At 50.6% G+C, this 25,137-nt stretch carries 18 protein-coding genes; 6 read left to right on the forward strand and 12 right to left on the reverse strand.

Going from position 1 to position 25,137, the window contains the following annotated elements; translation table 11 throughout:
- Positions 1 to 3: 3 nt before the first annotated feature.
- The 6 genes from QWI16_RS09220 to QWI16_RS09245 form a co-directional block, all read right to left on the reverse strand.
- On the reverse strand, positions 4 to 285 hold the full coding sequence (locus QWI16_RS09220; protein WP_302712562.1) for a hypothetical protein: 282 nt from the start codon (positions 283 to 285) through the stop codon (positions 4 to 6).
- Positions 286 to 350: 65 nt separating this feature from the next.
- Positions 351 to 815: a hypothetical protein gene (locus QWI16_RS09225; RefSeq protein WP_302712563.1), complete on the reverse strand. Its 465-nt coding sequence runs from the start codon at positions 813 to 815 to the stop codon at positions 351 to 353.
- A 13-nt stretch (positions 816 to 828) separates the two neighbouring features.
- A complete protein-coding gene (locus QWI16_RS09230) occupies positions 829 to 1,377 on the reverse strand; it encodes a flavodoxin (RefSeq protein WP_302712565.1) in 549 nt (182 codons plus the stop codon).
- An 86-nt stretch (positions 1,378 to 1,463) separates the two neighbouring features.
- Positions 1,464 to 1,913, reverse strand: a complete 450-nt coding sequence (locus QWI16_RS09235; RefSeq protein ID WP_302712567.1) for a hypothetical protein — start codon at positions 1,911 to 1,913, stop codon at positions 1,464 to 1,466.
- Positions 1,914 to 1,940: 27 nt separating this feature from the next.
- Positions 1,941 to 3,311: a class II fumarate hydratase gene (locus tag QWI16_RS09240; protein ID WP_302712569.1), complete on the reverse strand. Its 1,371-nt coding sequence runs from the start codon at positions 3,309 to 3,311 to the stop codon at positions 1,941 to 1,943.
- Entirely contained in the window at positions 3,308 to 3,763 is a 456-nt protein-coding gene (locus QWI16_RS09245; protein WP_302712571.1) for a hypothetical protein, read from the reverse strand. The genes QWI16_RS09240 and QWI16_RS09245 overlap by 4 nt, the downstream gene beginning before the upstream one ends.
- Before the next feature lie 249 nt (positions 3,764 to 4,012).
- Here QWI16_RS09245 and QWI16_RS09250 point away from each other — a divergent pair, with 249 nt between their 5' ends.
- The 4 genes from QWI16_RS09250 (at position 4,013) to QWI16_RS09265 (ending at position 6,510) form a co-directional block, all read left to right on the forward strand.
- A complete protein-coding gene (locus QWI16_RS09250; protein ID WP_302712573.1) occupies positions 4,013 to 4,327 on the forward strand; it encodes a hypothetical protein in 315 nt (104 codons plus the stop codon).
- Positions 4,324 to 5,898, forward strand: a complete 1,575-nt coding sequence (locus tag QWI16_RS09255; protein ID WP_302712575.1) for a PepSY-associated TM helix domain-containing protein — start codon at positions 4,324 to 4,326, stop codon at positions 5,896 to 5,898. The genes QWI16_RS09250 and QWI16_RS09255 overlap by 4 nt, the downstream gene beginning before the upstream one ends.
- A gap of 3 nt (positions 5,899 to 5,901) precedes the next feature.
- The gene (locus QWI16_RS09260; RefSeq protein ID WP_302712577.1) at positions 5,902 to 6,192 is read left to right on the forward strand and encodes a DUF3325 family protein; all 291 of its coding nucleotides are present in this window, start codon (positions 5,902 to 5,904) and stop codon (positions 6,190 to 6,192) included.
- Positions 6,193 to 6,339: 147 nt separating this feature from the next.
- Positions 6,340 to 6,510: a hypothetical protein gene (locus tag QWI16_RS09265; RefSeq protein ID WP_302712579.1), complete on the forward strand. Its 171-nt coding sequence runs from the start codon at positions 6,340 to 6,342 to the stop codon at positions 6,508 to 6,510.
- A gap of 50 nt (positions 6,511 to 6,560) precedes the next feature.
- Here QWI16_RS09265 and QWI16_RS09270 read toward each other — a convergent pair whose 3' ends face one another.
- The 6 genes from QWI16_RS09270 to QWI16_RS09295 form a co-directional block, all read right to left on the reverse strand.
- Positions 6,561 to 8,429, reverse strand: coding sequence for a metallophosphoesterase family protein (locus tag QWI16_RS09270; RefSeq protein WP_302712581.1), 1,869 nt, complete (start codon positions 8,427 to 8,429; stop codon positions 6,561 to 6,563).
- A 192-nt stretch (positions 8,430 to 8,621) separates the two neighbouring features.
- The gene (locus QWI16_RS09275) at positions 8,622 to 11,762 is read right to left on the reverse strand and encodes a TonB-dependent receptor (RefSeq protein WP_302712583.1); all 3,141 of its coding nucleotides are present in this window, start codon (positions 11,760 to 11,762) and stop codon (positions 8,622 to 8,624) included.
- Positions 11,763 to 11,847: 85 nt separating this feature from the next.
- Entirely contained in the window at positions 11,848 to 12,900 is a 1,053-nt protein-coding gene (locus tag QWI16_RS09280) for a FecR family protein (protein WP_302712585.1), read from the reverse strand.
- Between the two features lie 10 nt (positions 12,901 to 12,910).
- Entirely contained in the window at positions 12,911 to 13,525 is a 615-nt protein-coding gene (locus tag QWI16_RS09285; protein ID WP_302712587.1) for an RNA polymerase sigma factor, read from the reverse strand.
- Positions 13,526 to 13,992: 467 nt separating this feature from the next.
- On the reverse strand, positions 13,993 to 14,679 hold the full coding sequence (locus QWI16_RS09290) for a hypothetical protein (RefSeq protein WP_302712589.1): 687 nt from the start codon (positions 14,677 to 14,679) through the stop codon (positions 13,993 to 13,995).
- 23 nt (positions 14,680 to 14,702) lie between these two features.
- Positions 14,703 to 15,578 (reverse strand): chromate resistance protein ChrB domain-containing protein, encoded by an 876-nt coding sequence (locus QWI16_RS09295; RefSeq protein ID WP_302712591.1) that lies wholly within the window; start codon positions 15,576 to 15,578, stop codon positions 14,703 to 14,705.
- Between the two features lie 334 nt (positions 15,579 to 15,912).
- Between QWI16_RS09295 and QWI16_RS09300 the strand changes: the two genes are divergently transcribed.
- On the forward strand, positions 15,913 to 18,285 hold the full coding sequence (locus QWI16_RS09300; RefSeq protein ID WP_302712593.1) for an FG-GAP-like repeat-containing protein: 2,373 nt from the start codon (positions 15,913 to 15,915) through the stop codon (positions 18,283 to 18,285).
- A gap of 78 nt (positions 18,286 to 18,363) precedes the next feature.
- On the forward strand, positions 18,364 to 25,131 hold the full coding sequence (locus QWI16_RS09305) for an outer membrane protein assembly factor BamB family protein (RefSeq protein ID WP_302712594.1): 6,768 nt from the start codon (positions 18,364 to 18,366) through the stop codon (positions 25,129 to 25,131).
- Positions 25,132 to 25,137 lie beyond the last annotated feature (6 nt).

Consider the following 25,137-nt stretch of genomic DNA (forward strand, 5'->3'; position numbering starts at 1 on the left):
AGTTTACCCGGCCAAGTGCTGATAGATGAGGCCCGCATGGACCAGAGAGAGAAGGCTCAATGCCGCCCATACGCGCCACACGCTGCGTGCCATGGCTGCAAACAGAAACAGCAAGGTCCAGGTGACCGGAAAAAGTAAAATCGGCACGCCAATGCGGTCTATTTCGTTAAACGGCAAGTAAGTGGCGCCACCGGCGGTAATCAGCGTGGCAGTGATCAGCACACCGATAATACACGCCAGCACGCGGGTTTTCGGTGCGCTGAACAGGGTAGGGGTCCGGGCCATAATCCTCTCCTGGGAACAAGAGGCGTTATCATAACCAGTGATGATTACAATAACAATTCTCGTTTTCAGTGGAGGGTTTGCTCTCTGGCCTCCTCCACTGCCAGTAAACGACGCATCCATTCGTCGACAGAGGGCAGAGGGGAAAAAGCCACGCCAATCAAGGGGGCCATGAGCTGTTGCAAGGGGATAGGGGCCATTGTGAGGGCCAGTGGGCGCTTGGTCAGCTCGATCAACTCGGCAAGGTCGATGGTATGGTGGCATTTGCGACAGGCGTAGATCAGCTCCAGGGCGATCCTCAGGTATTGCTGCTGACGCACATTGTCCGGGCTGGCTGGCGCTGCGCTGGCGGCGGGGTTCAACAGCAGCTGCGAGGCTTCAAAGGCGGTGCCGTAATAGGGGATGGCTTCGGCCCAACGCTCATGCAGCAACTCCGCGCGGGCTGCGAGCAGTAGCTTGTCGCACAGCAGTTGATTGCGCGCGGGGTTGGCCATGGCCTGGGCGCAGTGTTTGGGGCACAAAAAAGGCTTCATGGGCTTCCCTGGCTTAGGCTGCACTGGCTTCGGCAAATTCAGTCACAATTTGCGCGACCCATTGTTCTACGCGCTCATCGGTGAGCTCAAACTGCTGATCCTCATCGATGCCCAGGCCGCAAAAGTGAGTGCGCTCTGCATTCAGTGCCAGCGACTCATCAAAGTCGTAACCCTCGGTGGGCCAGGCGCCTATGACCCGGGCGCCGGCTTTGAGCACGCGCTCGTTCAGCCAGCCCATGGCATCCAGAAAGTAAAAGCCGTAACCGCGTTGATCGCCAAGGCCATAGAGCGCTACCGTCTTGCCTTGCAGTTGAGTGGCGAGGATTTGCTCTTCAAACTCCTCCCAGTCTTCCTGGATGCCGCCGAAATCCCAGGTGGGAATGCCCATGATAATAAAGTCGAAGGCCTCGATTTCCTCAGGTGAGGTTTCGCTGACGTTAATCATTTCAACGCTTACGCCAAAGCTGGCAAGAGCGGTGGAAATCTTATCGCCAATCTCTTCGGTATTGCCGGTGTCGGTGCCAAAAATCAGCCCGACATTGGCTTCGGTTAAGTCTGACATGTTTGCTCCAGTAAAATGCCCGGGCTGCTCTAGCAGCCTGCTAAAGAGCAACCCAATCGTTAGTTCATTGGTGTTGGTGGTAGGGGTTAATGGGGCAGAGGCTGCCCCCTTGCTTCGTAGGAGAGCAGCATATGAATCCAGTCATCGACATCACTGATGGGTGAGAAGGCAAGATCGACCAGAGGCGCGGTGACAAGCTCTATCGGCGTCGGCGAAAAAAAGGGCGCCAAACGCTTTTGTGTTGTGTCAATCAGCACGCTTAGGTCTGTGTGCGGTTTGTGTTTGCGCACGGCGTAAATCAACTCAAGCGCAGCGCGCATATAGCGCTCTATGGCAAAGCTCCTGCTCTCTGGCTCATTGAGCATGGTGTCGGCAACCTCCAGCGCGGCGGCATAGTCGCGCACAGCGAATTGCCATTGATGATTGTTAAGATACTTGCGCGCTCGCGATTGCAACTTGCAGCCGAGCATGCCCGTGTCCATGGGCTGTTGCCAGTATTCGTGTTGTCTGCTGCCAGATGTGAAGGTCTTTTCCATAGTGAGTCTCCGCCGCGGCTGTTATTGTCAGCGAGTCAGTTTTTCAGGGTCTAATAAGTCACGCAGTTCGTCTTCGGGTAAGTCCGTCATTTGCGCTGCCACTTCAATGATGGGTTTGCCACTGGCATAAGCCGCTTTGGCAATCTCGGCCGCTTTTAGGTAACCGACGATGGGGTTGAGGGCGGTAACGAGAATCGGGTTGCGGGCAACGGATTTTTCCAGTTGCTCAGCGTTGACTTTGAAGGTCGCTATGGCCTTGTCGGCCATTAGGTGGCTGATGTTGCTCAACAAGTTAATACTGTTTAACAGGTTGTGGGCAATCAGTGGCAGAGAAACGTTGAGCTCAAAATTACCCGACTGCCCACCCAGGGTGATGGCGGCATCATTGCCGATGACCTGAGCGCCCACCATAACGGCCGCCTCGGGAATAACCGGGTTGACCTTGCCCGGCATAATGGAAGAGCCGGGTTGCAGCGCTTCAAGTTCAATTTCACCCAGCCCGGCCAGAGGGCCGGAGTTCATCCAGCGCAGGTCATTGGCTATTTTGATCAGGCTGACTGCCGTGGCTTTCAGCTGGCCCGACAATGACACGGCAATGTCCTGCGAACTGATGTGGGTAAAAAAGTCCTCGGCCGGGGAAAAGTCCTGGCCGGTCAGGGCGTTGAGTTTGCGGCAGAAAATCTCGGCAAAGCGTTTATGGGCGTTCACGCCTGTGCCGACTGCCGTGCCGCCCTGCGCGAGTGTCTGCAGGGCCGCTAGCTGGTGGCGCAAACTCTGGCAGTGCTGTTCAATCAGCCCGGCCCAGGCGTTGATGGGTTGGCTCATGCGCACAGGCATGGCGTCCATCAAATGCGTACGGCCGGTTTTCACATAACCATCGACTGTTGATGCCTTGTCGCGGCAGGCGCGTGCCAAATGCTCGAGTGCCGGCAACAGTTTTTTGTTCACGGCCAGGGCGGCGCTCACATGAATGGCCGTGGGTATTACATCGTTACTGCTCTGGCCGCAATTGACATGGTCGTTGGGGCTGACACTTTTGCCGGATATCTTACCGGCCAGCGTGGCCAAGACCTCATTGGCGTTCATGTTAGAGCTGGTGCCCGAGCCGGTTTGAAAAACGTCCACCGGAAAGTGGTGCATCAGTGAAGGGTCTTTTTGCAGACGCGCGGCGGATAGAACAATCGCCTCGCTGATGTCGCTGTCCAGCGCTTCAAGCTCGGCATTGGCCTGGGCGGCGGAGGCTTTGATCAGCAAAAGCGCGCGAACAAAATCCTCGGGCATGCTCCAGCCGCTAACGGGAAAGTTGTTCACGGCTCGCTGGGTCTGCGCGCCGTAGAGCGCATCGACCGGGACATCGAGCTCGCCCATGCTGTCTTTTTCAATACGTGTGCTGCTCATAATACGTCTCTGGAGTCTGAGTGAGTGATTCGCAGGCAGCTTGCCTGAGTGAGCAGCCGGGTGAAAAGCGCCTTGGCTTCACGCCGGCTGGTCTCGTCATCGGCCAAACGCTGCAGGGCGTAGGCCGGGCGAAAAATCTGGTCAAGGCAGAGCTCGCGCCAATGCCCGGCCACCTGGGTATCGGCGATCGTCTCAAAGAGTAGTTCAAACTGGCGAATGAGTCTGGCCCTTTGGGCGGGGACCGGGCACCCCCGGTGAACGCTATCTAACGCAAACAGCTCGTCAACCAGTGCGGGGTGCTCGGGGAGGGCGCCGCGGCGAATAAACCGTTCCAGCGCCGGCCGGCGGCCTTCAAGGGTGGCCACCTGTGCACCGGTGTGGGTCGGCGCCCGGCGCTTCGCGGCTTTGGCGAGCGAGAGCGGACCGGCGCTGCTGATTGGTTTGACTGCCATGGTGTGCCTCAAAATTCATGGTGTGGCCGTGCTTATGGACACATGCTTACACAAATGCGAACAGTTATCAATAGCGATTGGTGCGGAGCCTGCGCGTTATCCCACATTCAGATTAAAACGGAGCTTGTGAGTTATATTGATAATAGTTATCATTAGCAAAATGCGATAGAGCTTCTCCTCTTTGCATAGCCATCGACGGCAGGCCTCACTGAGGCGCTGCCGTCCTTTTTATGGTGCAAGGGTTTATTCATGAGTCAAACCTCACAACGTCTTAGTCCCAAAGACCCGGCCTACCGCTGGCACGTACTGGCGCGCGTCCTGACTGCAGCGCTCGGGGGCTACCTGATCAGCGCCTGCGCTGGCGTATTCTTGTCCTACGCCCTGCCTCTCGAGCCCGCTCAGGGCGTCGTCGCAGGGGCCCTGGTAAGTTTTGCCTTGTTCACCGCCATAGTCATGTGGGTGTTCGCCGCGGCCTCCACCCGCCGTGCTCTGGTGTGGGTTTGGGGTGTGACCGGGGTGAGCGTGGCATTGGCACTGTGGCTGACACGGGGAGTGTTGCTGTGAGAAGTGGTTTTCGCCAATCGATGAACTGGCTGCACACCTGGACGGGTTTGAGCCTGGGTTGGATTTTATACTTTGTCTTTCTCACCGGGACCCTCGGCTACTTTGACTCGGAAATCGATGCCTGGATGAAGCCGGAGCTGCCGGTAGAAACGGCCAGCGCCGAAGACGCAGCCAGAGCGGGGCAGGCGTACTTGACCGACAAGGCGCCCGAGGCAAAGCGCTGGTTTATGGCTTTGCCGGTTAATCGCAATACGCCGCACCTGCGCTTGTTCTGGGAAGAGTATCCCGAGGGCGAGCAAGCCCGTGGCAAAACCGGCAGTGCCTTTATTGACGTGGGCACTGGCGAAGAACTCTCGGGCCGCGCCACTGGCGGTGGTCAGGCGCTTTACCGGATGCATTACGCGCTTCACTACTTGCCGCGTACCACCGCCTATTACATCGTCGGCGTGTGCACCCTGTTTATGTTGCTGGCGATTATTACCGGCATTGTGGTGCACAAGAAAATCTTTAAGGACTTTTTCACTTTTCGGCGCAATAAAGGGCCGCGCTCGTGGCTGGATATCCACAATCTGCTCAGCGTAATGGCTTTGCCGTTTCACATTATGATTACCTACAGCGGCCTGGTGTTCTTTTTGTTCACCTATATGCCGCTGGTGGTGGCGGGCAGCTATGGCTTTGGCGATGACAACCGCCAGAGGTTTTTTGATGAGCTCTACGGCGCCGGCGCCACGGCTGAGCTTTCTGGTGAGCGCCAATCCGTGCAGGACTTATCCGCACTAGTTACCGACGCCCGCAGCCGACTCGGCAATGAGGTGGCGTACGTTAATGTGTATAGCCCGACCGACAGTTCGGGGGAGGTGCACCTGAGCGCCGCCTCCCATTCGCCGCTGCGCGATGGGCCCGAGTTAATCTACAGCAGCGCCAGTGGTGAGTTTATCCGGCGCGAGGGCGCCGGCGATCAGGTGCCAAAGGCCATTTACGACACCTTGCTTGGACTGCATGAGGGGCTCTTTGCCGGAACCGGGCTGCGCTGGCTCTATTTTATTTCCGGCTTGCTGGGTACCGCGATGATCGGTTCGGGGTTGATACTCTGGTCGGTTAAACGAGGTCCCTCGCAACTTAAAAACCCAAGCTTTGGCTTTCGCTTGGTCGAAAGCCTGAACGTGGGGACGGTGGTCGGTGTGCCCATCGCTATCGGCGCTTATTTTCTCGCCAACCGCCTTTTGCCGGCGGGTATGGAGGGCAGGGCAGACTGGGAGATTCACGTTATGTTTATCACCCTGGCCGCCGCGATGCTCTACCCCCTGGCTCGTCCAATCCGGCGCTGCTGGGTTGAACTGCTCACGCTTGCGGCCGTGGTTTTTGCGGCCTTGCCCATTGTCAACGCACTGACCACCGAGCGCGGATTTTTAACGAGCGCCCTGGCTGCAGACTGGGTGTTTATCAGCGTGGATGCGCTGTGTCTCACACTGGCTGCGGTCGCTGTTTATGCCCGACGCTATTTATCCAGCCGACTCGGCGAGCCGGTGCGCGCTGGCAGTCCCTTAAACCTGTCGGCGCAGGAGAGCTGACCCATGGCGCTAGCGTGTTTTGTCTTTTTACTCGCGGGCTTTGCGCTGCTGGCGCTGAGCCAGAAGAGCCACCGCAAGACCGTCTCGCGTTTGGGCGGTGGCGAAGCGTTTACGCGCCTCGCGCCGCTTTTTCGGCCCGCCGGATGGTCGCTGCTGGTCGCTGTACTGCTATTGGCCTGTGCGAGCTGGGGCTTGGGCGTCGGCTTGGTGTACTACTTTGCCTTACTGACGCTCGCGGGGTTTTCTCTGGCGATGGTCTTGGCTGTGCTGTCTGAGCACGCGCCCCGGTCTTGATGTCGCTGTAGGTTTACAAAAATTGAGCTTTCTTCGGCGTCTGCCGTTGTGATTGTTTGTCTGCTCGGGTAGGGTTCAATAGCACTTTTTGAATCTTTGTTGGTGCAGAACCGCTCGTTACAATAATAATCCTGAATAGGTGATCTCATGGCAGAGCATGTGATTCCGTTTACCGAGAAGTACACCCACGGCGCCGTGTACCGGGAAAAAGATCGCTCGAAAGCCGCCGACTTTCCCAAACGCTGGTTGAAGAGCGAGGGTGACCCCACGCTCTTTGACTTCTTTGTGCCTAAACCGCAAAGAGACGAGAAACACTAGCGCCGGCAGACGGACAGATACGGCAGTGACCGCAGATACCGCAAAAGTGGTCACTGCCTTGTTTTTCGCGGTAAGCGCTCAACACGGCCAGAGTCCAGGTCAACTTCAAAGTGATCGTCGGCTGCGCCCGTCATCATCGCATCAAAAATCGCCAAGAACCGGCCGATGGCGTCTGCGACATTCGCGCCTTGGCGATTGGCCGGGGCCGACGTTTGCGATGAATAGCTATCAGTCAGCAGTTTATAGATAGCCAGTCGCTCGCGAGGTAAGTCCTGCAGGCCCAGCTGACCGCCGTTTCTCACCTTATAAAAATCCACAATCATTTCAAAACCCGTTAGGTTTTCGAGCGCCTTGCTTTGTATTCCTTGACGGTTTATCAACTGTTTCGCTGTCGCACTGGCCGCTTGCCAATCGGGGTGCGCTAGCCAATCGCTTGGGGTCGTTGGAATGGGTTTGCCAACGTCCATTTGCGCGAGGGTGAACAGTTGCAGGGCGTTTAAGCTAAGCAGCGGCTCTGCCAGCGAAGCGGGCCATTCGTGCGGGATAAAGCGGTGTTTGATCAGCTCACGCAGATGTCCAAGGGTATAGTCGTGATAAGTTCTAGAGTCGAGAATGCCCAGGTCCCATACGGCGTCGGCGCCTGTTTGTGTCAGGTACTTGTGCTCAGTGCGGTAGTGCTCAAACAGCTCGTCAAAGCGCGGCACCTGATCGATACGAACTGTTTCAACTTCCAACCGGCTTTGTCGGTGCCAGCGAATAATCTTATACGCGGGTGGGTAGGCGGCCAGACTGGGTGCCTGAATGTTGACCAGGGTGTGGCCCTGATCGGTTTTTTGAATGCCGGTATCGTTTAGGTGCATGTGTCCGGCAATATGCACTTTTACGCCGGTCGTCGCGAGCGTATGGCTCGTGCCTGGCATTGGCAGGCGCTGGCGTTGAAAGGCCGCATCACCGAATAGCTCACCAATCGCGTCTTCCTTCCCATCGTAGAATCCCACCATGGGGAAGTGACTAAAAGTGATCAGCAGCTTTCCCTGTTGCTCCGCCGCTTTCGAGGTTCTTGTAAGCCAGTCCACCAGATGCGATTTGTGCACAAGCACTGAGTTGTAACCGGCATTCCCCGAACCTTTGTAGCCGCTTGGCTCGCTGTGCTCGTGTTGGTAGACGTTCGAGTCCACTGACATTAACCAGAGCCCTTTTACTGGCTCGACCAAGTAGCTGGCATCCGGGAGCTTTTGGCATTGCTCGCTCGTTGTGTCTTTACCGGCTGGGCACTGACTGTACTGACGCCTTACCATGTTCCCGGCAGCTCTGGCCTTATCCAGCGAATAGTGTGTGTGCGAATACGATGAAAAGGGGGTTTCCCAGTAAAGGTAGTCTGAGCTCGGGAAAAAGCCGGCGCTGTTCAGGTAGCTCAGAATCCCCGTATAGCCCAGGTGTTGAATATCTTCAGTGCAAATCAGGGCGCCGCTTGGGGTATCGGAGGCTGTTGCCGATTGGCAGCGAGGGTGATCGGTGCTGTAAATGGCAAGTTCAGAGCCGTCGCTGTTTAAGAAATCCGGTTCACCACCGGCGCTGGCATAAGGGCGAACCGGATCGTGATTGCCCGGTGCGGCAAAGAACCTGACGCCGTGCTGCGTCTCGTAGCTTTTCAGAATTTCGGCAAAGCGGCGCATGTGCACCGGTTGCCCGTCGTCGCTGAAGTCGCCGGGCAGGGCAATCAGCTTGATGCCGCGCTCTACAGCATCGTCCAGAGCCGCGAGCAGGGCAAAATAGTTTTCGTTGAACAGGCGCGTAGAGTGTACCTGCGCGCGCATACTGCGAATGGTCGCTTTGTGCCCGCTGACGTGGTTATCAATGCCGGTAAAAGCTTCACCCGAAAAATCGGCGTAGACATCATGGAAGTGGATGTCGGGCATAAAAGCGATTTGAAGCGCTTGCGTGTCTTTGTCGCTGGCCAAACTTGGTTGGAGTGGCAGAGAAAGCGCAGTGAACACAAAGAAGTGTATAGAGAAACTTTGCAGAAGTGTACGGCTGAAATAGGGCATAGTGATTACAAAAAAAGGGGCACTGTCCCTGTGCCAATGGCTCATGCTCATGAAATTGTTTTTTTAGAAACTGCCGCGCACGCCCAGAGTGTAGCGGCTGCCCGACACCTCATACATGGTCGGGAACCTCGGGTCTATGGTGTAGCCCTTGGTTTCCTCGTCAGTGAGGTTGATGCCTTCCAGGGTGACCTTGATGCTGTCGGTGATGCGATAGCCAATGGAAAAATCCAGCTGGCCGTAGGAGTCGCGATACACAGGGTACATATCCCGCTCTATGCGCTCGACGTACTTGTCTTTATAGTTGTACAGTAGGCGCGCATCAAAGGTATCGTTCTCGTAGTAGACGGCAAAGTTGTAAGTGTTCTCCGCCAGACCTTCCGGTGCGGTGGGGATATCCAGATCGGATTCGCCGGTCAGTGAGTTGTCCAAAATGGTGTAGTTGGCGTTAATACCAAAGCCGTCCAACGCATCGGTAAACATGCTGAGCGGGAACTGGGCCACAAGCTCCACACCGGACACGTCGTAGTCACCGTCGGCGTTGACCTTTTGATACACCTCAAAGTCGTAGATACCATCGAGAGTGCCGTTATCGTTGTATTTGGTAACGTCTGGCACAATACCGGTCAAGGATTCACGCACCACGCCTTCAATGGTTTTCTCAAAGTAAGACGCTGAGAAGAGTCCACCGTCTTCCAGGTAGTACTCAACACCCATCTCCCACTGGTCGGCGTAAGTCGGTTTGAGATCCGGGTTGCCGTCGCGGTATTTAAAGTCATTGACGCTAACGGTGCGCTTGTAGGCAATGTCCGTCAGGGCAGGGCGCATCAAGGTCTGAGAGGCGGCGGCTCTAAACATCAGGTTTTCAGTCAGATCCACCACCATGTTGATGCTCGGCAGCAGGTCATCGTAGCTGCCGTCTTTGGAGATGGGTTCTGAGGTGTAGCCGGTAGAGCCGTCCTGATTCTGCACCTGATGGTAGCCAAACGACAGAACAGAGGTGTCGACATAGCGCGCGCCAATGTTGATTTGGGTTGGCAGATTGGCGATATCAAACTCAAAGTCGGCCATGGCGTAGAGGCTGGTGACCTCTTCCTCAACCTGATAGTACTGGTCTGGCTCAAAGTCTACGTGGAAACCCGCGTAGCGAAACTCCGAACGGGCGTACTCGTTAGACACTTGCGACCAGGTGGGGCTGTAGGAAAGATCGGGCAGGTATTCACCGCCGGGCACCAAATCGTCGATAGACGTCAGTTCGCTGTCCTGCAGTGTGCGTACACCGCTCCAGCTAGAGTCGCCCTCGGTTGGCCCCTTCACCTGATTCGTGCCTTGATCGCGCTCCTTGGTTTTGTCGGTAAAGCGGGCACCAAACTGAACCTTGGCCAGAGCCGGGAAAAAGTCCAGGTTCATGTCGCGAATAATATCCAGTTGCGCGGCGAATTTGTCGTCCTTGATGTCCTCCAGTTGCACTTCATAGAAGTCAAACAAGTAGGTGGACGGCGCATCGTACATGTCGATGGAGTCCGGGTCATCGCTCATAATGGTCTGCCCGCCGTGCTCGGTGTAGCGGGTGCGCGAGGGCGCGTAAGACGTGTGCTTGAGGTTGGTTCTGTCGGACAGTTTCTCGGCGCCCGAGTAGCCGATCAACCCGTTAATGGTCCAACTGCCCAGCGTCCAGTCGGCGTCCAGGCTAAATTGTTGGTAGTCGGTCTCGTTGACATTCTCTTTGCTGAGAAACTCGTGTTGAGTCAGCGCGTAAGAGGTGTCGGTCAGCACGGTAATGCCATAGTCGCTCAATGTGTCGCTGTCATAGGCGTGGATGGTATCCAGCGTGCTGGGGCTAGAAGCAGAGTAGGCGGCCGCGTCGTATTCATCCTCTACGGTGTCGTACTTGCCCAGCATGGCATCAAACGTCAGTGAGAAATCGTCGCTGGGCTGGAACTGAATCGATGCGGTAGCGCCCCACTTTTCTTGCTCGTTCAAATAGGAGCGATCGCCGGCCTTGTCCATAAAGACTACGCGACTGGTTTCGTCGCTGTCAAAGCGGTCGTTGATAACAATGCCGGTGTCGCGCTCAAGCACAAACGCGGCTTGGTCAGACTGGTGCTGCGATGATCCGGACTTTTCCAGCCAGCGGGACAGCGGTCTGAAGTTTACGCCCGAGTTGGCATCGGTGCGGTTGGTTCTCTCTGAATGGGAGAAAGACACCAGTGCGCCCCAGTCGCCCACGGTGTTGCTCGCCAGAAAAGAAAAATTAGGGTCAATTTCCTCTGAGATGCTGTTGTAGGCTCCCTCGGCAGAGACAATCACCTTGCGGCCGGTGTAGTCAAAGGGGCGGGCGGTGGTGATCTTCACCGAGCCGGCAATGCCGCCTTCTTCATCGGCTGCGGTGGGCGACTTTTGCACCGTGACTTGCTGAATGATGTCGGAGGCAAAGCTGTCAAACTCAATATCCCGGCCGCCACTGCCCGACGCCGTGGCCAAGTTGTTGATGGTAACGTGGGTGAATTCGCTCGGCAGGCTGCGCACGTTAACTTTGTTGCCAAGGCCTTTGTTGCGCTCGATGGTCACGCCGGGAATACGCTGTAACGCCTCGGCCAGGTTCTGCTCTGGGAAGTCGGCAATGTCAGACGCGATAATGGAGTCCGAAAAGCCGATGCTGGCACGCTTGATTTCGACAGCTTGGCGCAAACTTTTTTGATAGCTGCCGGTGATAAGAATTTCTTCAACACTGTTGCCGTTGCTGTCCTCTTGGGCCTGCACGGCTGACTGGCTTACCATTGCCGTTAAAAAGGCAATGACCCCTGATAATTGTTTTTTCTTGAACTCCACTTCTTCATCCTCGCCTGACGGTCTGCTTTTGTCCGCAGTAATGGTCAATATCCGGCTACTGGTAAACACCGGCACAAGGCCGGTTCCGGCGAGAATGTGATGAATGGCCTCATCCACTGAGTAGAGCCCCGACACTTCACTGGTCTTCAGCCCATCCACAAGCTCTGCCGGAAACAGAATCTGAATGTCCGCCTGTTGGGCAAACAATTTCAGGCTCTGGTTGGCCGGTAGTGTGTCGATGTCAAACTGATAGCGAGTTTCTTGTGCGGACGCCTCAGCACTGATTTGTGCAATGACTGCACCGGGGCTGAGGGTCGCTGCTATCAGAAGAGCACCCAGGCATGTCGTTCTCGCTTTTTTTTGCGAAACGGCCATGCCACGCTCTAAAGGACAGGTGAGGGAAGTGAATCTGCCAGTCGCATTTCGTAAAAAATGCTTTTTTTTGCGGATTGGAATAAATTTAATGAAGCTCACGGGAATCGTCATTTTTCTTTAACACAATGACGTTAGCATCCGTTTTCTGAACGTCGATATCAAAGCTCAGCTGGAGAATTTCCAGCATCGACTCCGTTTCTCCCGCTTTAAAATAGCCACCGACTTTAACGTCATTGAGACCGGCGTCGCCGATAACAATGGTAAGATCGGTGTAGCGCGATACTTCTTCTATGGCCTGGGCCAGCGGCGTGTTCTCAAAAGACAACATGCCAGCCGTCCATGATAGTTTTCGTTGAGCTTCTGCATCGTCAAACGTTTCGATGGCTTTTGGCGTGTCGGGGGTAATCTGCAGCTCCTCGCCGGCGGATACCAATAGATTTTCGACGTTTCCAGTCATTGTTTCTTTGGGCGCTTTGGCTGCTCTTCGGTTGTCCACGCGCACACGACCTTCGGTGACCATTAAATCCGTTGTCGGGCCGGTGCGCCGGATATTAAATGCCGTGCCGACGGCGGTGACGATGTTGTCTCCCACCTCAACCGCAAAGGGCCTGCTGGCGTCCTTGGCAACGGTAAAATGTGCTTCACCTGATAACAGGCGCACTGCCCTTAGCGATGCTGAGTAGTGCACCTCCAGCTGCGAGTCGGTGTTGAGTGAGATCACAGACCCATCGCTCAGGGGGATCTCACGTATTTCTCCTACCGCAGTGACGTAGCTTGCCGCTTGCGCCGGTTGCCCCGGCGGCTCTTGCCAGATCAGTACGCCGAGAAACAGGCTAAGCGCAACAGCGCAGGCGGCAATCGCGTGAGCCTTGCGCCACGGCCTGACGGCTTGGGTTTCGGTGCGCGGCGGATCACTGGGGAGCGGTTCGGCAATCGCGTTTGCGGCCAAGGCGTCAGTCAAATTCCACAGCTCGGCGAGCTCCATAAACTCTCGTTCATTGGTTTTGCTTTGCGCCAGCCAGCGCTTGAGCTCGGCGCGCTCGAGCTCGCTCAGGTCGCGCTTGTCCAGCGTCAGCACCCAATCGGCTGCCTCTTCCTGCACGGATCGCTTGCTTTTAAACGGTTGTACTGTGTTCATGCGTGTCAGTCTAATGATTAGCGGTATGGCCTAGGGGCTTCAGGGCAGGGTGGCTACGCCTTTTCTGGGGTGGCTCCAGATGCCCGAGCCTTTTCAGCGCTTCTTTGCACTCAATCATCCCCTTGGCCAAGTGCTTATCCACCGTGCTGACGGAAATGTTTAACGCTTGCGCAATCTCCTGGTTGGACAGCCCGTCAATCTTCTTCATCACAAACACCCGGCGGCACTGGGTGGGCAGTTCGTTAATGGCATCGCACAGGTGCCCAAAGCGCTGGCGTTGCTCAGCCTGCTCATCCAGGCTCAGGGTGGCCGGCGCATCGCGCTCAATCACCGAGTCTTCCAGTGGCTCGCTCAGGCGCACCTCGGAGCGGTTTTGCTCATTGAGGGCGATGTTTCTCGCCACCTTGCACAAAAAGGCCTTGGGTGAGCGCACATCGGCCAGGCCGCCGCGTTCGGCCACGCGCAGGTAGACATCCTGCACCAGGTCGTCAATGTCCTGCCGCTCCTTAAAGAACGACGCCGCGTATTGGCGGATGGCTTTGACGTTGCTCAGAAAGGTCACGCCGAGCCCGTCTTGTGTTTCCCGAGCCTGGAGTGCTGATTCCTCTCGCTCCAAGTACGACATAGGGGAAGCTCCCGCGAAGGAACCCGGCTCCACGGGTTTTGCCGCAGAAGGGGGTTCCAGTGGTTCAGAAATAGCGGGACGTTACTGGGTTTAGATTGCAGTTATATGAATAGAACTTTGCGGAAAGCCTTCAGATAGCGGTTCTTTAAGTACTTGATTCTAATATCCTCTTTTCATCTCGATTTTGTCAAATATCCTCAATTTAACTTTCCAGGTCTACCAGAGAGATTTAGGTCTTCTTTTTTGTCAAAAGTGTTCAAATATTAGTCGAAACCGTTGAGTTGTAGGCCGGGCCGAGTTCTTCAAGCCCCATACATTTAATCCATTCATTTTATCCACAAGGCTGTTCGTCACTTGATTACACTAAGCTATAGCTAAAAATAATCAGTGAAATATTTTCGATAGTCTTTTTTGGCGGCGGCTGAAGCCGCCTCGTAGGCTAATACAACGGCGCCATGACTTGGTGGTCAAGAAGTGATGATAGTTCTGTAGGGTTTTGAGACGCTGTATAGATACAGAATGAGTAATGTAAATATCATGAAGCTAACAAATGCAAAATACACAAAGCTTCTCGTTTCGGTACCAATAAGAAAACTATGAATGAGCCCTAAAAAAAAGGCAGGAAATGCTAATTTGTGCATAACGCTACCAATAATGATTTTGTGACGACGAGCAAGCCCAGCTAGCATTACAATTACAATAAGCCAAAGCCCTATGGCGCCAATCGAAATACTGTTGTGATAGTAATCTTGGTTTAAGTTTGGAACGAACAGCTGTATTGGTGCCTTTCCAGAGCGCAAGAAAACAGCAAAGATAAAGCAAAGAATGTGTGAAAAAATCGTTAGAAATACAGCAAAACCAATGTATACGTGTTCATTTGTAGGTGGCTTTACTTTTTTTTTGTGAGAATTTGATTTCGGTAATTTTGCAATTAGCAGCTGCAGCCACAGTAAACTTATGACATAAAAACCAAGTAATTTTGAAAAGATGTAAGTAGCCTGCCCTGGTGGAGTCTCGTGTTGGAAGTAGTAGAGCAGGTCGCTATGAGTTTGTAGCCATATCACTAAGGGCATTAATGAGGCGACACTATAAATTACTGCTTTGATCAATGTTGGCCGCGAGCGAAGTGCTCTATCAAGTGTTGTAAAGTACATGTGGGTTGGTTCATCTATAGCATTTAGTCTAGTTGATCTTGAGCAATTCTTTTGATTTCGTTGAACGCGTCAAGTGCAATTGTTTCGTTAGGTTTTGTTACTGGAAGCCCTGAATCGATCCATCCACGTAACCCGTATGGTTTTGCAATGACGGCCTGCGAAACTCCATGTTTGTGGAGTTGTCGCGCCATCTCAAAGCCTCTAAAATCTTTTACGCAATAGGCTACAACTAAGTTTGCTTTTTTTAGTTCATCTAAATTAGCTGTGGCTACATCGCGAATCTTTAAGTTAATAGCGCCGGGAATGTGGCTCTCTTCATATTCTGAAGGCTCTCGGCTATCTATAAATACTACTTTTTCTCCATCCGCTATTTTTGTCAAAATTTCAGAAAGCTCCATCTCCCTAACAAAGGGTTTGTTTCTGGGCTTTTCTACTATGGAGCAGCTTTCGTTCGGAACTAGCTCGCTCGGCGTGGGGAATGTAGTCGATGGGTTGTCAATTGCCGATGCAATGGTGTCAAAAAAACCAAGATAGCAATTTATGGGCGTTTTACCAATGTCATAGCGGCGTTGAAGTAATCTAAAAGCTTGTTCTACAGTTTCGGATTCAGGGTACCTGTTGGCGCGCCAAAGATTGACTTCAATATCGTTTAGAATAAGTGCAAGTCGTTTCGTGGCTCTGTCTGTCGTTTCGTGGTTTTGCAACAGAACCTCAAAAGTTGTTTGGTGTTGATTTCGGGTGAAGGGCGAGCCTGGTACGTCAAAAGTGAATTCGGGGTTCTGTTCTTTAATTTCTCGCTCTGAAACGACAGATATAGTACTGCCGGCAGAGATTTTTCTTTTAAGGAGCCAAGCGGAGGCCCATTTATCGGGCCCTTCACCTGCGAGAGTATAATACACAGTTGAAGTTCTAGAGCTGTTAATGAGGATTATAGTGCCAAGCAGGGCGGCAGATCCAATAAGTACAGCACATAACAGAAAACGTCTTTTGAGCATAAAATTGTTAGTTGGATTAAGATAATTTTTGTGTGCAGGCTGTGTCGTTATAGACCTGATTCGGCTAGCTTAGCATCACTTAAGCCAATCTGGAATAAAATTCTTTCAAATTATAGTTCAGTGTTATACGATATGAGAATTGACTATACATTAAAGAGTTGCCAGGGATTGGAGTTTATTTTGTCATTCTCAATTGCCCTGAGTTAGCTCATTTGCGAATAATGGAAGAATGGTGCGAATGAAACGTCTAATTCCTAGGGTTAATATTAGCTTGCCGTTAGTTCTGCTGGTCTTTTCTTCCTGGGCATCCGCCTATTCGTGGGATTTGATTGGCCACGATTTGCGGCAAGGCGATTATAATGGGGATGGGCAGCAAGATTTATATCTCCAGCCGCTAGGCGATAGTTTTACAGCGGACATACCCTATGACATTTCCCTAAATCTTGAGCTTTTGCCGGCACTGGGGCATACAGTTATATTTAGTGCTGGCCTAAATTATGAGCTTACTTATCAAAGTTCACCTCCCAATACATCAGGAACATTAGCTTCGCATAATGAGATTATTGCTGATTTCAATAGGGATGGTAATAATGATGTATTAATTCAAGCTGCGTCTAGTTCGGCTCAGAGCTTGATTGTCCTGGGTTATGAGGCACCCGGAGCGCCTCAGCTTCTATTAGGGTTGAGTGCGCTAGAACTGGGGTTTGATATCTCGTCGGAAAGTGCGACTTTGCGGGTTGAGGATGTCAATGACGACGGTTACCCAGACATCATAATAAGTCGTACTTCACTCCCTGACAGGGTGGTCATTGTTCACTCTGGGTCAGCATTAACGCAAAGTTTCCCCTACCCGTTGTGTACCACATCTAGAGATTTAGATGCTGATTGTGACGGAATCAGTGATATACATGAAGTAGTGTTTTCTAGCGACCCATTCAATCCAGATTCTGAGTTAGATGGTGATGGTGATGGTATCGCCAACTATGACGAATTTCTCGCACAGGATTCTCGCAGGGATATAGTGTGGAGCCGTGCAACAGGTGAAATTCAAATCTGGCGAATGTCAGAAACTGGACCGTTAGAGATAATAATAAATGCGCCATCTCTTGACCCGGAATTTACCATTAAGGCCGTTGATGACTTCGATGGTGACGGTGATATAGACCTTCTCTGGAGAAGCGACGCAACAGGCGCAACAGTGCTTAATCTATATGAAGGTACTGGGGTTTTTGAGAGTCATTCGTTGGAAAGCAACGTTGAAGAAAATGAAGCTATCGCCGTCACCGGAGACTTTGATGGCGATAATGACGTTGATCTATTGTGGCGGAATCGCGCGACTGGTGATATTGGCCTTTGGGTGCTTCAAAACGGTACTAAAATCGGGGCCGCACATTTAGGCTTAATTCCCTTGGGCTATTCCATAGAGTTGGCTGGTGATTTAGATGGCGATGGAGATTCTGATGTCATATTCCAGAATCCGTCCGACGGCAGTACTCGCGTTTTAATTTTTGAATCGGGATTGGTAGAAGCTGAATACAGCCTGTCAGATCAGACCAATCTAGCTTATTCCTTGGCCGCTTTGGGTGATTTAAATGCGGATGGTGTAGCGGACTTATTTTGGCGCAGTGTTGAAGGTCTGAATCAAGTGTGGCTGATGGATGTGGATGGTCTGAGTTCTCAAGTTATAGCCTTACCTGCAATGACTGAGCTGAGCTTTAGTCTTGAGCTCTGGGCTGATTTTGATGCAGATGGTGACGCTGATGTGCTTTGGCGCAATAGCGAAAGCGGTGAGAATAGAGTTTGGGTACTGGAAAACTTATCCCTAAATGCAGATACATCGATCTATTCTATCTCGGCTGACTACGTCCTAAGTCCAAAAGATAACAAGGCGGTTACTAGTGACAGTGACAGCGACGGAATTTCCGATGAGTGGGAATTTGCGAATGGCTTAGACCCACTAAATCCATTAGATGCTGCTCTGGATTTTGACATGGATGGCTTAGCCAACATACAAGAGTTTGAGCTTCAGACTAACCCCCACTCCGCAGACTCCGATTCTGATGGCATGCCCGATGGTTGGGAGGTGACATTCAACTTTAACCCCAACGACGCATCTGACGCAGTACTCGATGGTGATTCAGATGGTTTTAGTAATCTCGAAGAGTACGTAGCGCAAACAGATCCTACCGTATATACCAGTGATGGAGATGACGATAATGATGGCATGTTGGACACCTGGGAGCTAGCCAATGGCTTTGACCCACTAAATCCATACGATGCAGAAGGGGATGCAGATAGTGACGGTCTGAGTAATTTGGATGAGTTTGCGTTGGGTGTAGATCCTAACATTGCAGACACAGACGCTGATGGAATACCAGATGGCCAAGAAGTTTTGCATGGTCTTAATCCAAATGATGAACTCGATGCATTGGGAGATAACGATTCGGATGGACTGTCAAATGCAGAAGAGTTAACACAGGTGGGATCAGATATTAATAACCCTGACACTGATAATGATGGCGCCTCAGACTTTGATGAACATCATGGTAAAAGAAACCCATTGGTTAATGAGGCGGTGCTTATTCAGATCATTAAAAATATGTTGTTGTAAACTGCTTGACCAAATTCTCCGGTTGGCAAATCATTATTAAACAAAATTTTAACTGTAATTATAACCAGGGACGCTTTTGTGATTGCAAATTCAGTTAGAGAAAACGTAATAGGGCTGGTTGTAAAGAGGCATTTAATTAAGTTCCAGCAGTGGCTTATATTAATGCTTGTATTTCTGGCTAGCACTGTTTTTTCGGCCCCTGGTGATCTTCTGTGGTCTGAGGGAAATGGCGGCAATATCGGCTCATCAGTCGCATACTCAAGTGACAACAATCATATATTTGTGGGTTCAGCTGATGGCAGAGTATATGCGTATGATGTTTCAACTCACGCCGAGTTATGGAGTGCTGAAACGGCGAGTTATATTGGTTCAACGCCTGCCATCAGTGAAGATCAGTTGCGTGTCTATGTGGCTTCCTACGATGGTGCGATTTACGCATTAAACAGCAGTGATGGCGCTATTATTTGGCGGTATGAAACTGGCGCATCAGTCATGGCATCTGTTGCTCAAGGTGCCGATGGCTCAGTCTATGTAGGATCAACCGATGGCTTTTTTTATGCCTTAGATGGCTTAAGTGGTCAATTACAGTGGCGATTTAATGTTGGGGCAGAGGTAGGTTTTTCAGCAGCAATTACCTATAACAATATCATTCTTGTGCCCACAAAAAGTGGGAAGCTTTACGCACTAGATCCCGTCGCGCTTTCACAAAATCCACTTTCACCAGCTCAATGGGTTTTCGAAGCAACGGGAGGCGTTGCTTCTCCAGTTATTGGTACTGATGGAACGATTTATGTCGGAGCTTTTGATCATAAGCTCTACGCAATAGATCCCAGCAACGGCTTAGCGATTTGGGAGTTAGGGCTCGGCGGCCGTTTAGCGTCCTCTCCTGCGATAGCATCCGATGGCACACTGTATTTAGCGAACTACGATACTGGTGAGCTGCTATCGGTGAGCCCTGAGTCGGGTCAACTTAACTGGTCCATTGTGTTGGGTGCGGCGAGTGAAGCCATTTACGCATCGCCCGCAATTGGCCAGGATGGTCGAGTTTACGTTGGTGCGTTTGACTCAGCTCTTTATGCGGTGGATCCAAGTCTATACAGCTCAGAGGCACCAAGCGCCATGGTGTCTAAACTTCACCAAGCTGAAAGTCCCTTAGTAGCTTCGCCCTTTATAGCGGAGGGTGGAGGTCTTTATTTGAGTGCACAAAATAGCGGTTTAATTGTTATAGAGACCGAGGCGTTGGGGTTGGCCGATAGTGCCTGGCCAATGGCCGGCCTTAATGCCGAGCGAACACGGCGCCAATCTGTTCATCAATTGGTAAGTAGCATTCCCGCTTTGCCAGCGGGCCAAGCGCTACCACCAGGTATTACAGCGGATGCTCGATTACAAGCCGGCGCAGAGTATATTATCGATAGTGACGTTACCGTCGCAGCCGGAGCTCAGTTGCTAGTTGAAGCTGGTGTGACGTTATTATTTACCGACAATTATGAGTTAATTATTGAAGGTGAGCTCAATGTTCATGGACAGGAGGAGCAATTGGTAGTTTTTACCAGTGGGGAGGCGGCTCCGAGAAAAAATGATTGGAAAGGCATATATGTGGCACCAGGCGGAATTGCCAATATTCATTATGCCTTGATTGAGTATGCCAACAATGGTATCGAATTTAACGGCTCGAATGGCGGCGTGTATCATAGTGAGGTCCGCTCAAATCAACTCTACGGTATATATATTCAGAGTGATTCTTCATTAGATTTTAGGCCTACGCCAGTCATTCAAGATAGTCATATTCATAGTAACTCTACAGGTATACACATTCGAGGTGATCATAATCTAAGCATTGATCCCTCTCCAACGATTACCGGAAATAGAATACAAAACAATTCTTCAAAAGATCTTTCAGCCACAAACTATAAAGGTAGCTGGAATACGGTAATCGATGCGCGAGGTAACTGGTGGGGAACTGCTGATGCGGGTGGTATAGCGGCTTCAATTTCGGACGTTACGGATTCCGTGTCATGGTTAACGGCTGGTTACTCTGCGCCTACTGTAGACTTTTCCGGTTATTTAACTGAAGAATTTGGGAATGCAACCCATCTGGAGTCTATTTTTGGTGTTATATCAGGCGATATTACGTTGGAAGGTGGCGACTACGTATTACAGTCAAATCTCTATATTCCATCTGGATCCCGCCTCGTGTTATCACAAGGTGTTAAGTTGCAAGTCGCGGGAAACTTTACAATATTGGTAGAGGGGGAACTAGAGGGGTTAGGCTCGCTAGGCTCTGAGGTTGTAATCAATTCTGATGAAGAAACACAGAAGGAGCGCCTATGGGTTGGCGTAGAAGTAAGAGAAGGAGGTTCAGCGAAATTTGACTATAGTATTATTGAGAGTGCTCGATTCGGTGTTAACTTTATTGGCTCTGGTGGCTATTTCAGAAATAGCCTTGCACAAAATAATGACAGAGCCATCCGCGTCGAAAGTGTTTCGGGTTCAGGGTATACACCTGAACCCCAGATCTTGAACTCTACAATCGTTAATAACCGAATTGCATTCTATATATACGGCGATGGTGAGGCGCAAACTGATTCTCGGCCAATTATTCAAAACAACTCAATTCTAGATAATACATCCACATTTTTTACCGCTTTTTACGAAAACCCTGAATCGGTATTTCTTAATGCAAAGTATAATTGGTGGGGAAGTGGTGATGTTGGCGATATAGCCAATCACATTGGTGGCTTTAACTATGGTGTTAATGGCGTAAATTCAGTGGCAGTAAACTATGGCCATTACTTGAATGATGAAGGTGGTACACCTAGTGAAATAAAACCTCTGCTAGGAGTCATGCAGGAAGACGCGACCCTCAATGCCGGCGATACGTATGAGCTTCTTTCTGATTTCGTAGTTCCGCACGGCACCACGTTAACTATTCCGCAGGGTGTTTCTATCATTGTTTCTGGTGACTTTGAGATTGTTGTTAAAGGCAATCTTGTTGTTGAAGGTACAGAGTTTGAGCCGGTAAGCATTATCAGTGATGAAGATCTTACGAATAGGTCAGAAGTAAATAAGCGGGACCTATGGGAAGGTATTACTGTTTATCCGGGCGGGTCGGCTGATATACGGTTTGCCAATATTCGGTCTGCCGTTAACGGGGTGCATTTTGATGGCTCAACGGGACAAGTGCTAAACTCAAAAATCTCTTATTCTTCGAGCGCAATCTATGTGGCTAGCAATGCTAATTCGACGCTGAGGCCGACGCCGTTCATTAGCGGTAACGATATTTTCTCCAATAAAATTGCAATCAAGATTCAAGGGCGATCAAATTCGAATACGGACCCATTGCCGGTTGTGAACGCCAACAATTTTTACCAAAACACCCTTTATAACTACTGGGCTGAAGGCTTCGCCAATTCTGCTGCCGTTGCTCTAGATGCACAAGGCAACTATTGGGGGAATAGATTATACAATAACACTGAAAACTCCATCTATCATTTTGTTGACCGGCCGGCCGAAACATTACCTTTTGTTGATTACAGTAATGAGCTGGATGGTTATGACGGCACACCAATTGTTGGCAGCTTTCTTTCGGGCCCTGTTACTGGTAATACCGTAATAAATTCAGGGGCTGAATACACGCTCAGCTCAGATTTATACCTAATGGAAGGTGCGACACTTACCATTGAAAGCGGGGTGAAATTATTATTTGAACGAGACGTCAAATTTCATGTTTCTGGAAACTTAAATGTTCAGGGTGCATTGGACAATCCTGTGCTTTTTAGTACCGCACACCCTGCCTTCGAGGCCGCTGATCGATGGGGGGGGATACACGTTACTGGCTCAGGCCATGCTGACATCAGTAATGCAGTCATTGAGTATGCTGAAATTTCCGGTGTTTATTTTTCAGGGTCAGATGATCAGTCGCCGACAGGTACGATTTCAGAAAGTGTTATTCGTAATAATGCGAGGGGCGTTCAGCTTCAGGGTGTGAGTATAAACCTAACCGGAAACACTTTTTCCGAGAATTCCATTGCTGTATACCTAAGCCCCGAAAGTGGGGTTAGTCATGTAGTGGCGCCAACTATTGTTGCCAATAATTTTATTAGTAATGAAACAGCTATATTCGCATTAAATAACTCATCTTTGAATCCAGACCCGCTGCCTGTTATCAATGGGAATAGCTTTGTCGGAAACGACACTCATATCAACGCATCTAATTACAAGCATGCGGCAACAAGTGTGATAAATGCGAAGGGAAATTGGTGGGGAAGTCTCAGCGCAAGTGACATTTCTGCTAGAATTAGCGATTACAGTGATTCAGTAATGCTAAAAGGTGTGGTTGACTACAGTGATTTCTTAGATGGCCCTGCAGGTAACCCAGTATTTGGAAATTACCTGGTCGGTCGTTTAGAAAGCGACCTGGTATTGGCAGAGGGTGAAAGTTACACTTTATTGTCAAGCCTTCATGTGCCAGTCGGATTAACATTGACGCTTGAGGCAGGTGCAGAACTTATATTTAGCGAAGATATGGAGTTGCTTATAGAAGGGGCTTTGGTAGCTTTTGGCTCCGAGGTCGCTCCTATTAAACTACATGCGCTAGACTCGCTAGAGTCAGGTTTTTGGGGGGGCATACAAGCAAAGTCGGGCTCCAGTATTGATTTAGACTGGTTGGAAGTTGTTGGTGCTGCCACACCGATTGCTGCAGAAAGCCCAGCCCTTTTGTCGATAACAAATAGTCACTTTCAAGATTTTACAAGTTATGGTTTGTATGTCATAAATACTTCTAGCGGCAATATAGCTAATAACTCAATCGTTAAGGTTGGTGATTTCCCTCGTTCAAGCCCGGCCTGTATTTATATCAATGAAAGTACAATTACCTTCCAAGATAATGACGTTATTTGCGAATCTAATGCGATAGAAATTAGAGGCGCGGATAGCGCACCTATTATTACAGGTAATACGATAACGTCGAGCAACTACGCGTTCAATATTTATGGCGCGTCAAATGATTGGCCAACTCCTATTGTGCAAGGCAACAATATTTCTGCTGGTGCTTCAGGGGCAATTCGGCTCTTTGGAAGCTGGAATTCTGCCAATGTCGTTATCGACATGACCGATAACTGGTGGGGCAGTGCTTCACCAGACTTTAATGAACTTATTGCCGGTGATATCGGTCTAGTTGATACGTCTTCTCCTCGTACAGAGGCAGAGGGAAGCTTCCTAACTTCACCACTGGTCGTCTCTTGTTTGAGGGCGGGCGTGCAAATCAATCCCTGTCGCTATATTTCGCCAGCAAACAGCGATGGCATTCAGGACTCTATAAGTTGGGTGGGTAACTTAAGTGAGGTCGTGAGCTGGCAAGTGAATATTTACAGCTCAGCTGGTGTGCTGATTGATGCGATCACTGATACTAGTGATTCTTTAGCGGCACAATGGACTGGCGGCACTAATTTGGATGGCCGTTACTCCTGGGGTTTGGTTGTCAACGGTGTTAAACAGGCCGCGGGGTATGTAGAAATAGACAGCCTTACACCAGAGGCAACAATACAAACACCTGCTTCAGGTTCTGTGGCTCCAGTGGATGAACACAGTATTGTCATTACTGGCAATGTTCTCGATTCCAATATATCTAGTTACAGTTTAGATTATCGTGTGATCGGTGATCAGGGTAATTGGAACAATATAAGTTCGGGTGAGAGCAATTTGGCGTCTGCAGTTTTAGGTGTGTGGCAGGTGAGCTCTGCTGACACATCAAAAACTACCCCTCCGATAGGTACGTATGAAATTCGATTAATTGTCACTGACTTGGCAGGTAATTCGCAAATTACAATCTCGCCAATAATCTTTGACTATGCGGTATTAACAGACGTCAATCATACGCCGAATGTTTTGACTATTGGAAATGAAGAAACGCTGTCGGTAAATTTCGCCTTGTCAGCGCCGGCTACAGTAACTCTATCCATTTATTCAGAGCTTGATCGAGTGTTGATCAAAGAGGTGTCCCAAGAATATGCAGCGGCAACACCTGCGGGGCAGCAAGATACATTGACGTGGGACGCTAAGAACGATCAGGGTGACTATGTCAAACCAGAAGCTTACGAGTATATTCTTACTGCGACCAGCTCAATGGGATCTTTTGTATACGACCCAGAAAAAGGAACTTCGATTGTCAGCTACCACAGCACACACTCAACCAATAACGACTCAGATTTATACCCAGAAAAAAACATACCGCTAATTTCTACTGTTGAAGTGAAATATAGTTCGGCTCGCTTCGCTTTGGGTATTAGATGGGCGAGTTCGCCATCCTCTTATGAGCCAGTTATCGATAACATATTGTTACCGGTTGGTGTCCACGACATCGAGTGGAATGGTCGATCGGGTCTTGATCAATTGGTGAAAGGAAGTTTTCAGACCTTGATTACAGATCCCGTGGCGCTGGCGCCGAATTCAGTCATTGTAAAACAACCGAAAGACATTTTGCCTGCATCAACATCGCCCGATACAGCGATTAAATCTAATCCCTATAAGGTAACGCAAAGCTACGATCAGGTTTCGACCATTGCATACAGTCTAAATCAAGACAGTTTTGTAACGGTGCAAATATTACCCCCTGGAGAGACAAATCCTAATGCCAATAATGTCGTAACACTACTGGATCGGGTTTTACAGTCCGCTACATCTGGTGGTGACAGGATAGACCATGAAGTTCAATGGAAAGGTTACGAAGGCGATAGTAATAAAATGCACATGGTAGGAGAGGGTGCTTATACTTTCCGTATTGAAATAGAAACACAAGTGCTAGGAACAAAAGACGTGTACCTGGGTGTCTTAAAATTGCTCTACTGATGGTTA

The sequence above is a fragment of the Gilvimarinus algae genome (assembly GCF_030518215.1).
GTDB classification, from domain to species: Bacteria; Pseudomonadota; Gammaproteobacteria; order Pseudomonadales; family Cellvibrionaceae; genus Gilvimarinus; species Gilvimarinus algae.

Excerpts from the sequence above, each read along its gene's own strand:
- QWI16_RS09220 (WP_302712562.1), bottom strand. The coding sequence starts at position 285 with ATGGCCCGGACCCCTACCCTGTTCAGCGCACCGAAAACCCGCGTGCTG.
- QWI16_RS09225 (WP_302712563.1), bottom strand. The coding sequence starts at position 815 with ATGAAGCCTTTTTTGTGCCCCAAACACTGCGCCCAGGCCATGGCCAAC.
- QWI16_RS09230 (WP_302712565.1), bottom strand. The coding sequence starts at position 1,377 with ATGTCAGACTTAACCGAAGCCAATGTCGGGCTGATTTTTGGCACCGAC.
- QWI16_RS09235 (WP_302712567.1), bottom strand. The coding sequence starts at position 1,913 with ATGGAAAAGACCTTCACATCTGGCAGCAGACAACACGAATACTGGCAA.
- QWI16_RS09240 (WP_302712569.1), bottom strand. The coding sequence starts at position 3,311 with ATGAGCAGCACACGTATTGAAAAAGACAGCATGGGCGAGCTCGATGTC.
- QWI16_RS09245 (WP_302712571.1), bottom strand. The coding sequence starts at position 3,763 with ATGGCAGTCAAACCAATCAGCAGCGCCGGTCCGCTCTCGCTCGCCAAA.
- QWI16_RS09250 (WP_302712573.1), top strand. The coding sequence starts at position 4,013 with ATGAGTCAAACCTCACAACGTCTTAGTCCCAAAGACCCGGCCTACCGC.
- QWI16_RS09260 (WP_302712577.1), top strand. The coding sequence starts at position 5,902 with ATGGCGCTAGCGTGTTTTGTCTTTTTACTCGCGGGCTTTGCGCTGCTG.
- QWI16_RS09265 (WP_302712579.1), top strand. The coding sequence starts at position 6,340 with ATGGCAGAGCATGTGATTCCGTTTACCGAGAAGTACACCCACGGCGCC.
- QWI16_RS09270 (WP_302712581.1), bottom strand. The coding sequence starts at position 8,429 with ATGCCCGACATCCACTTCCATGATGTCTACGCCGATTTTTCGGGTGAA.
- QWI16_RS09275 (WP_302712583.1), bottom strand. The coding sequence starts at position 11,762 with ATGGCCGTTTCGCAAAAAAAAGCGAGAACGACATGCCTGGGTGCTCTT.
- QWI16_RS09280 (WP_302712585.1), bottom strand. The coding sequence starts at position 12,900 with ATGAACACAGTACAACCGTTTAAAAGCAAGCGATCCGTGCAGGAAGAG.
- QWI16_RS09285 (WP_302712587.1), bottom strand. The coding sequence starts at position 13,525 with ATGTCGTACTTGGAGCGAGAGGAATCAGCACTCCAGGCTCGGGAAACA.
- QWI16_RS09290 (WP_302712589.1), bottom strand. The coding sequence starts at position 14,679 with ATGTACTTTACAACACTTGATAGAGCACTTCGCTCGCGGCCAACATTG.
- QWI16_RS09300 (WP_302712593.1), top strand. The coding sequence starts at position 15,913 with ATGAAACGTCTAATTCCTAGGGTTAATATTAGCTTGCCGTTAGTTCTG.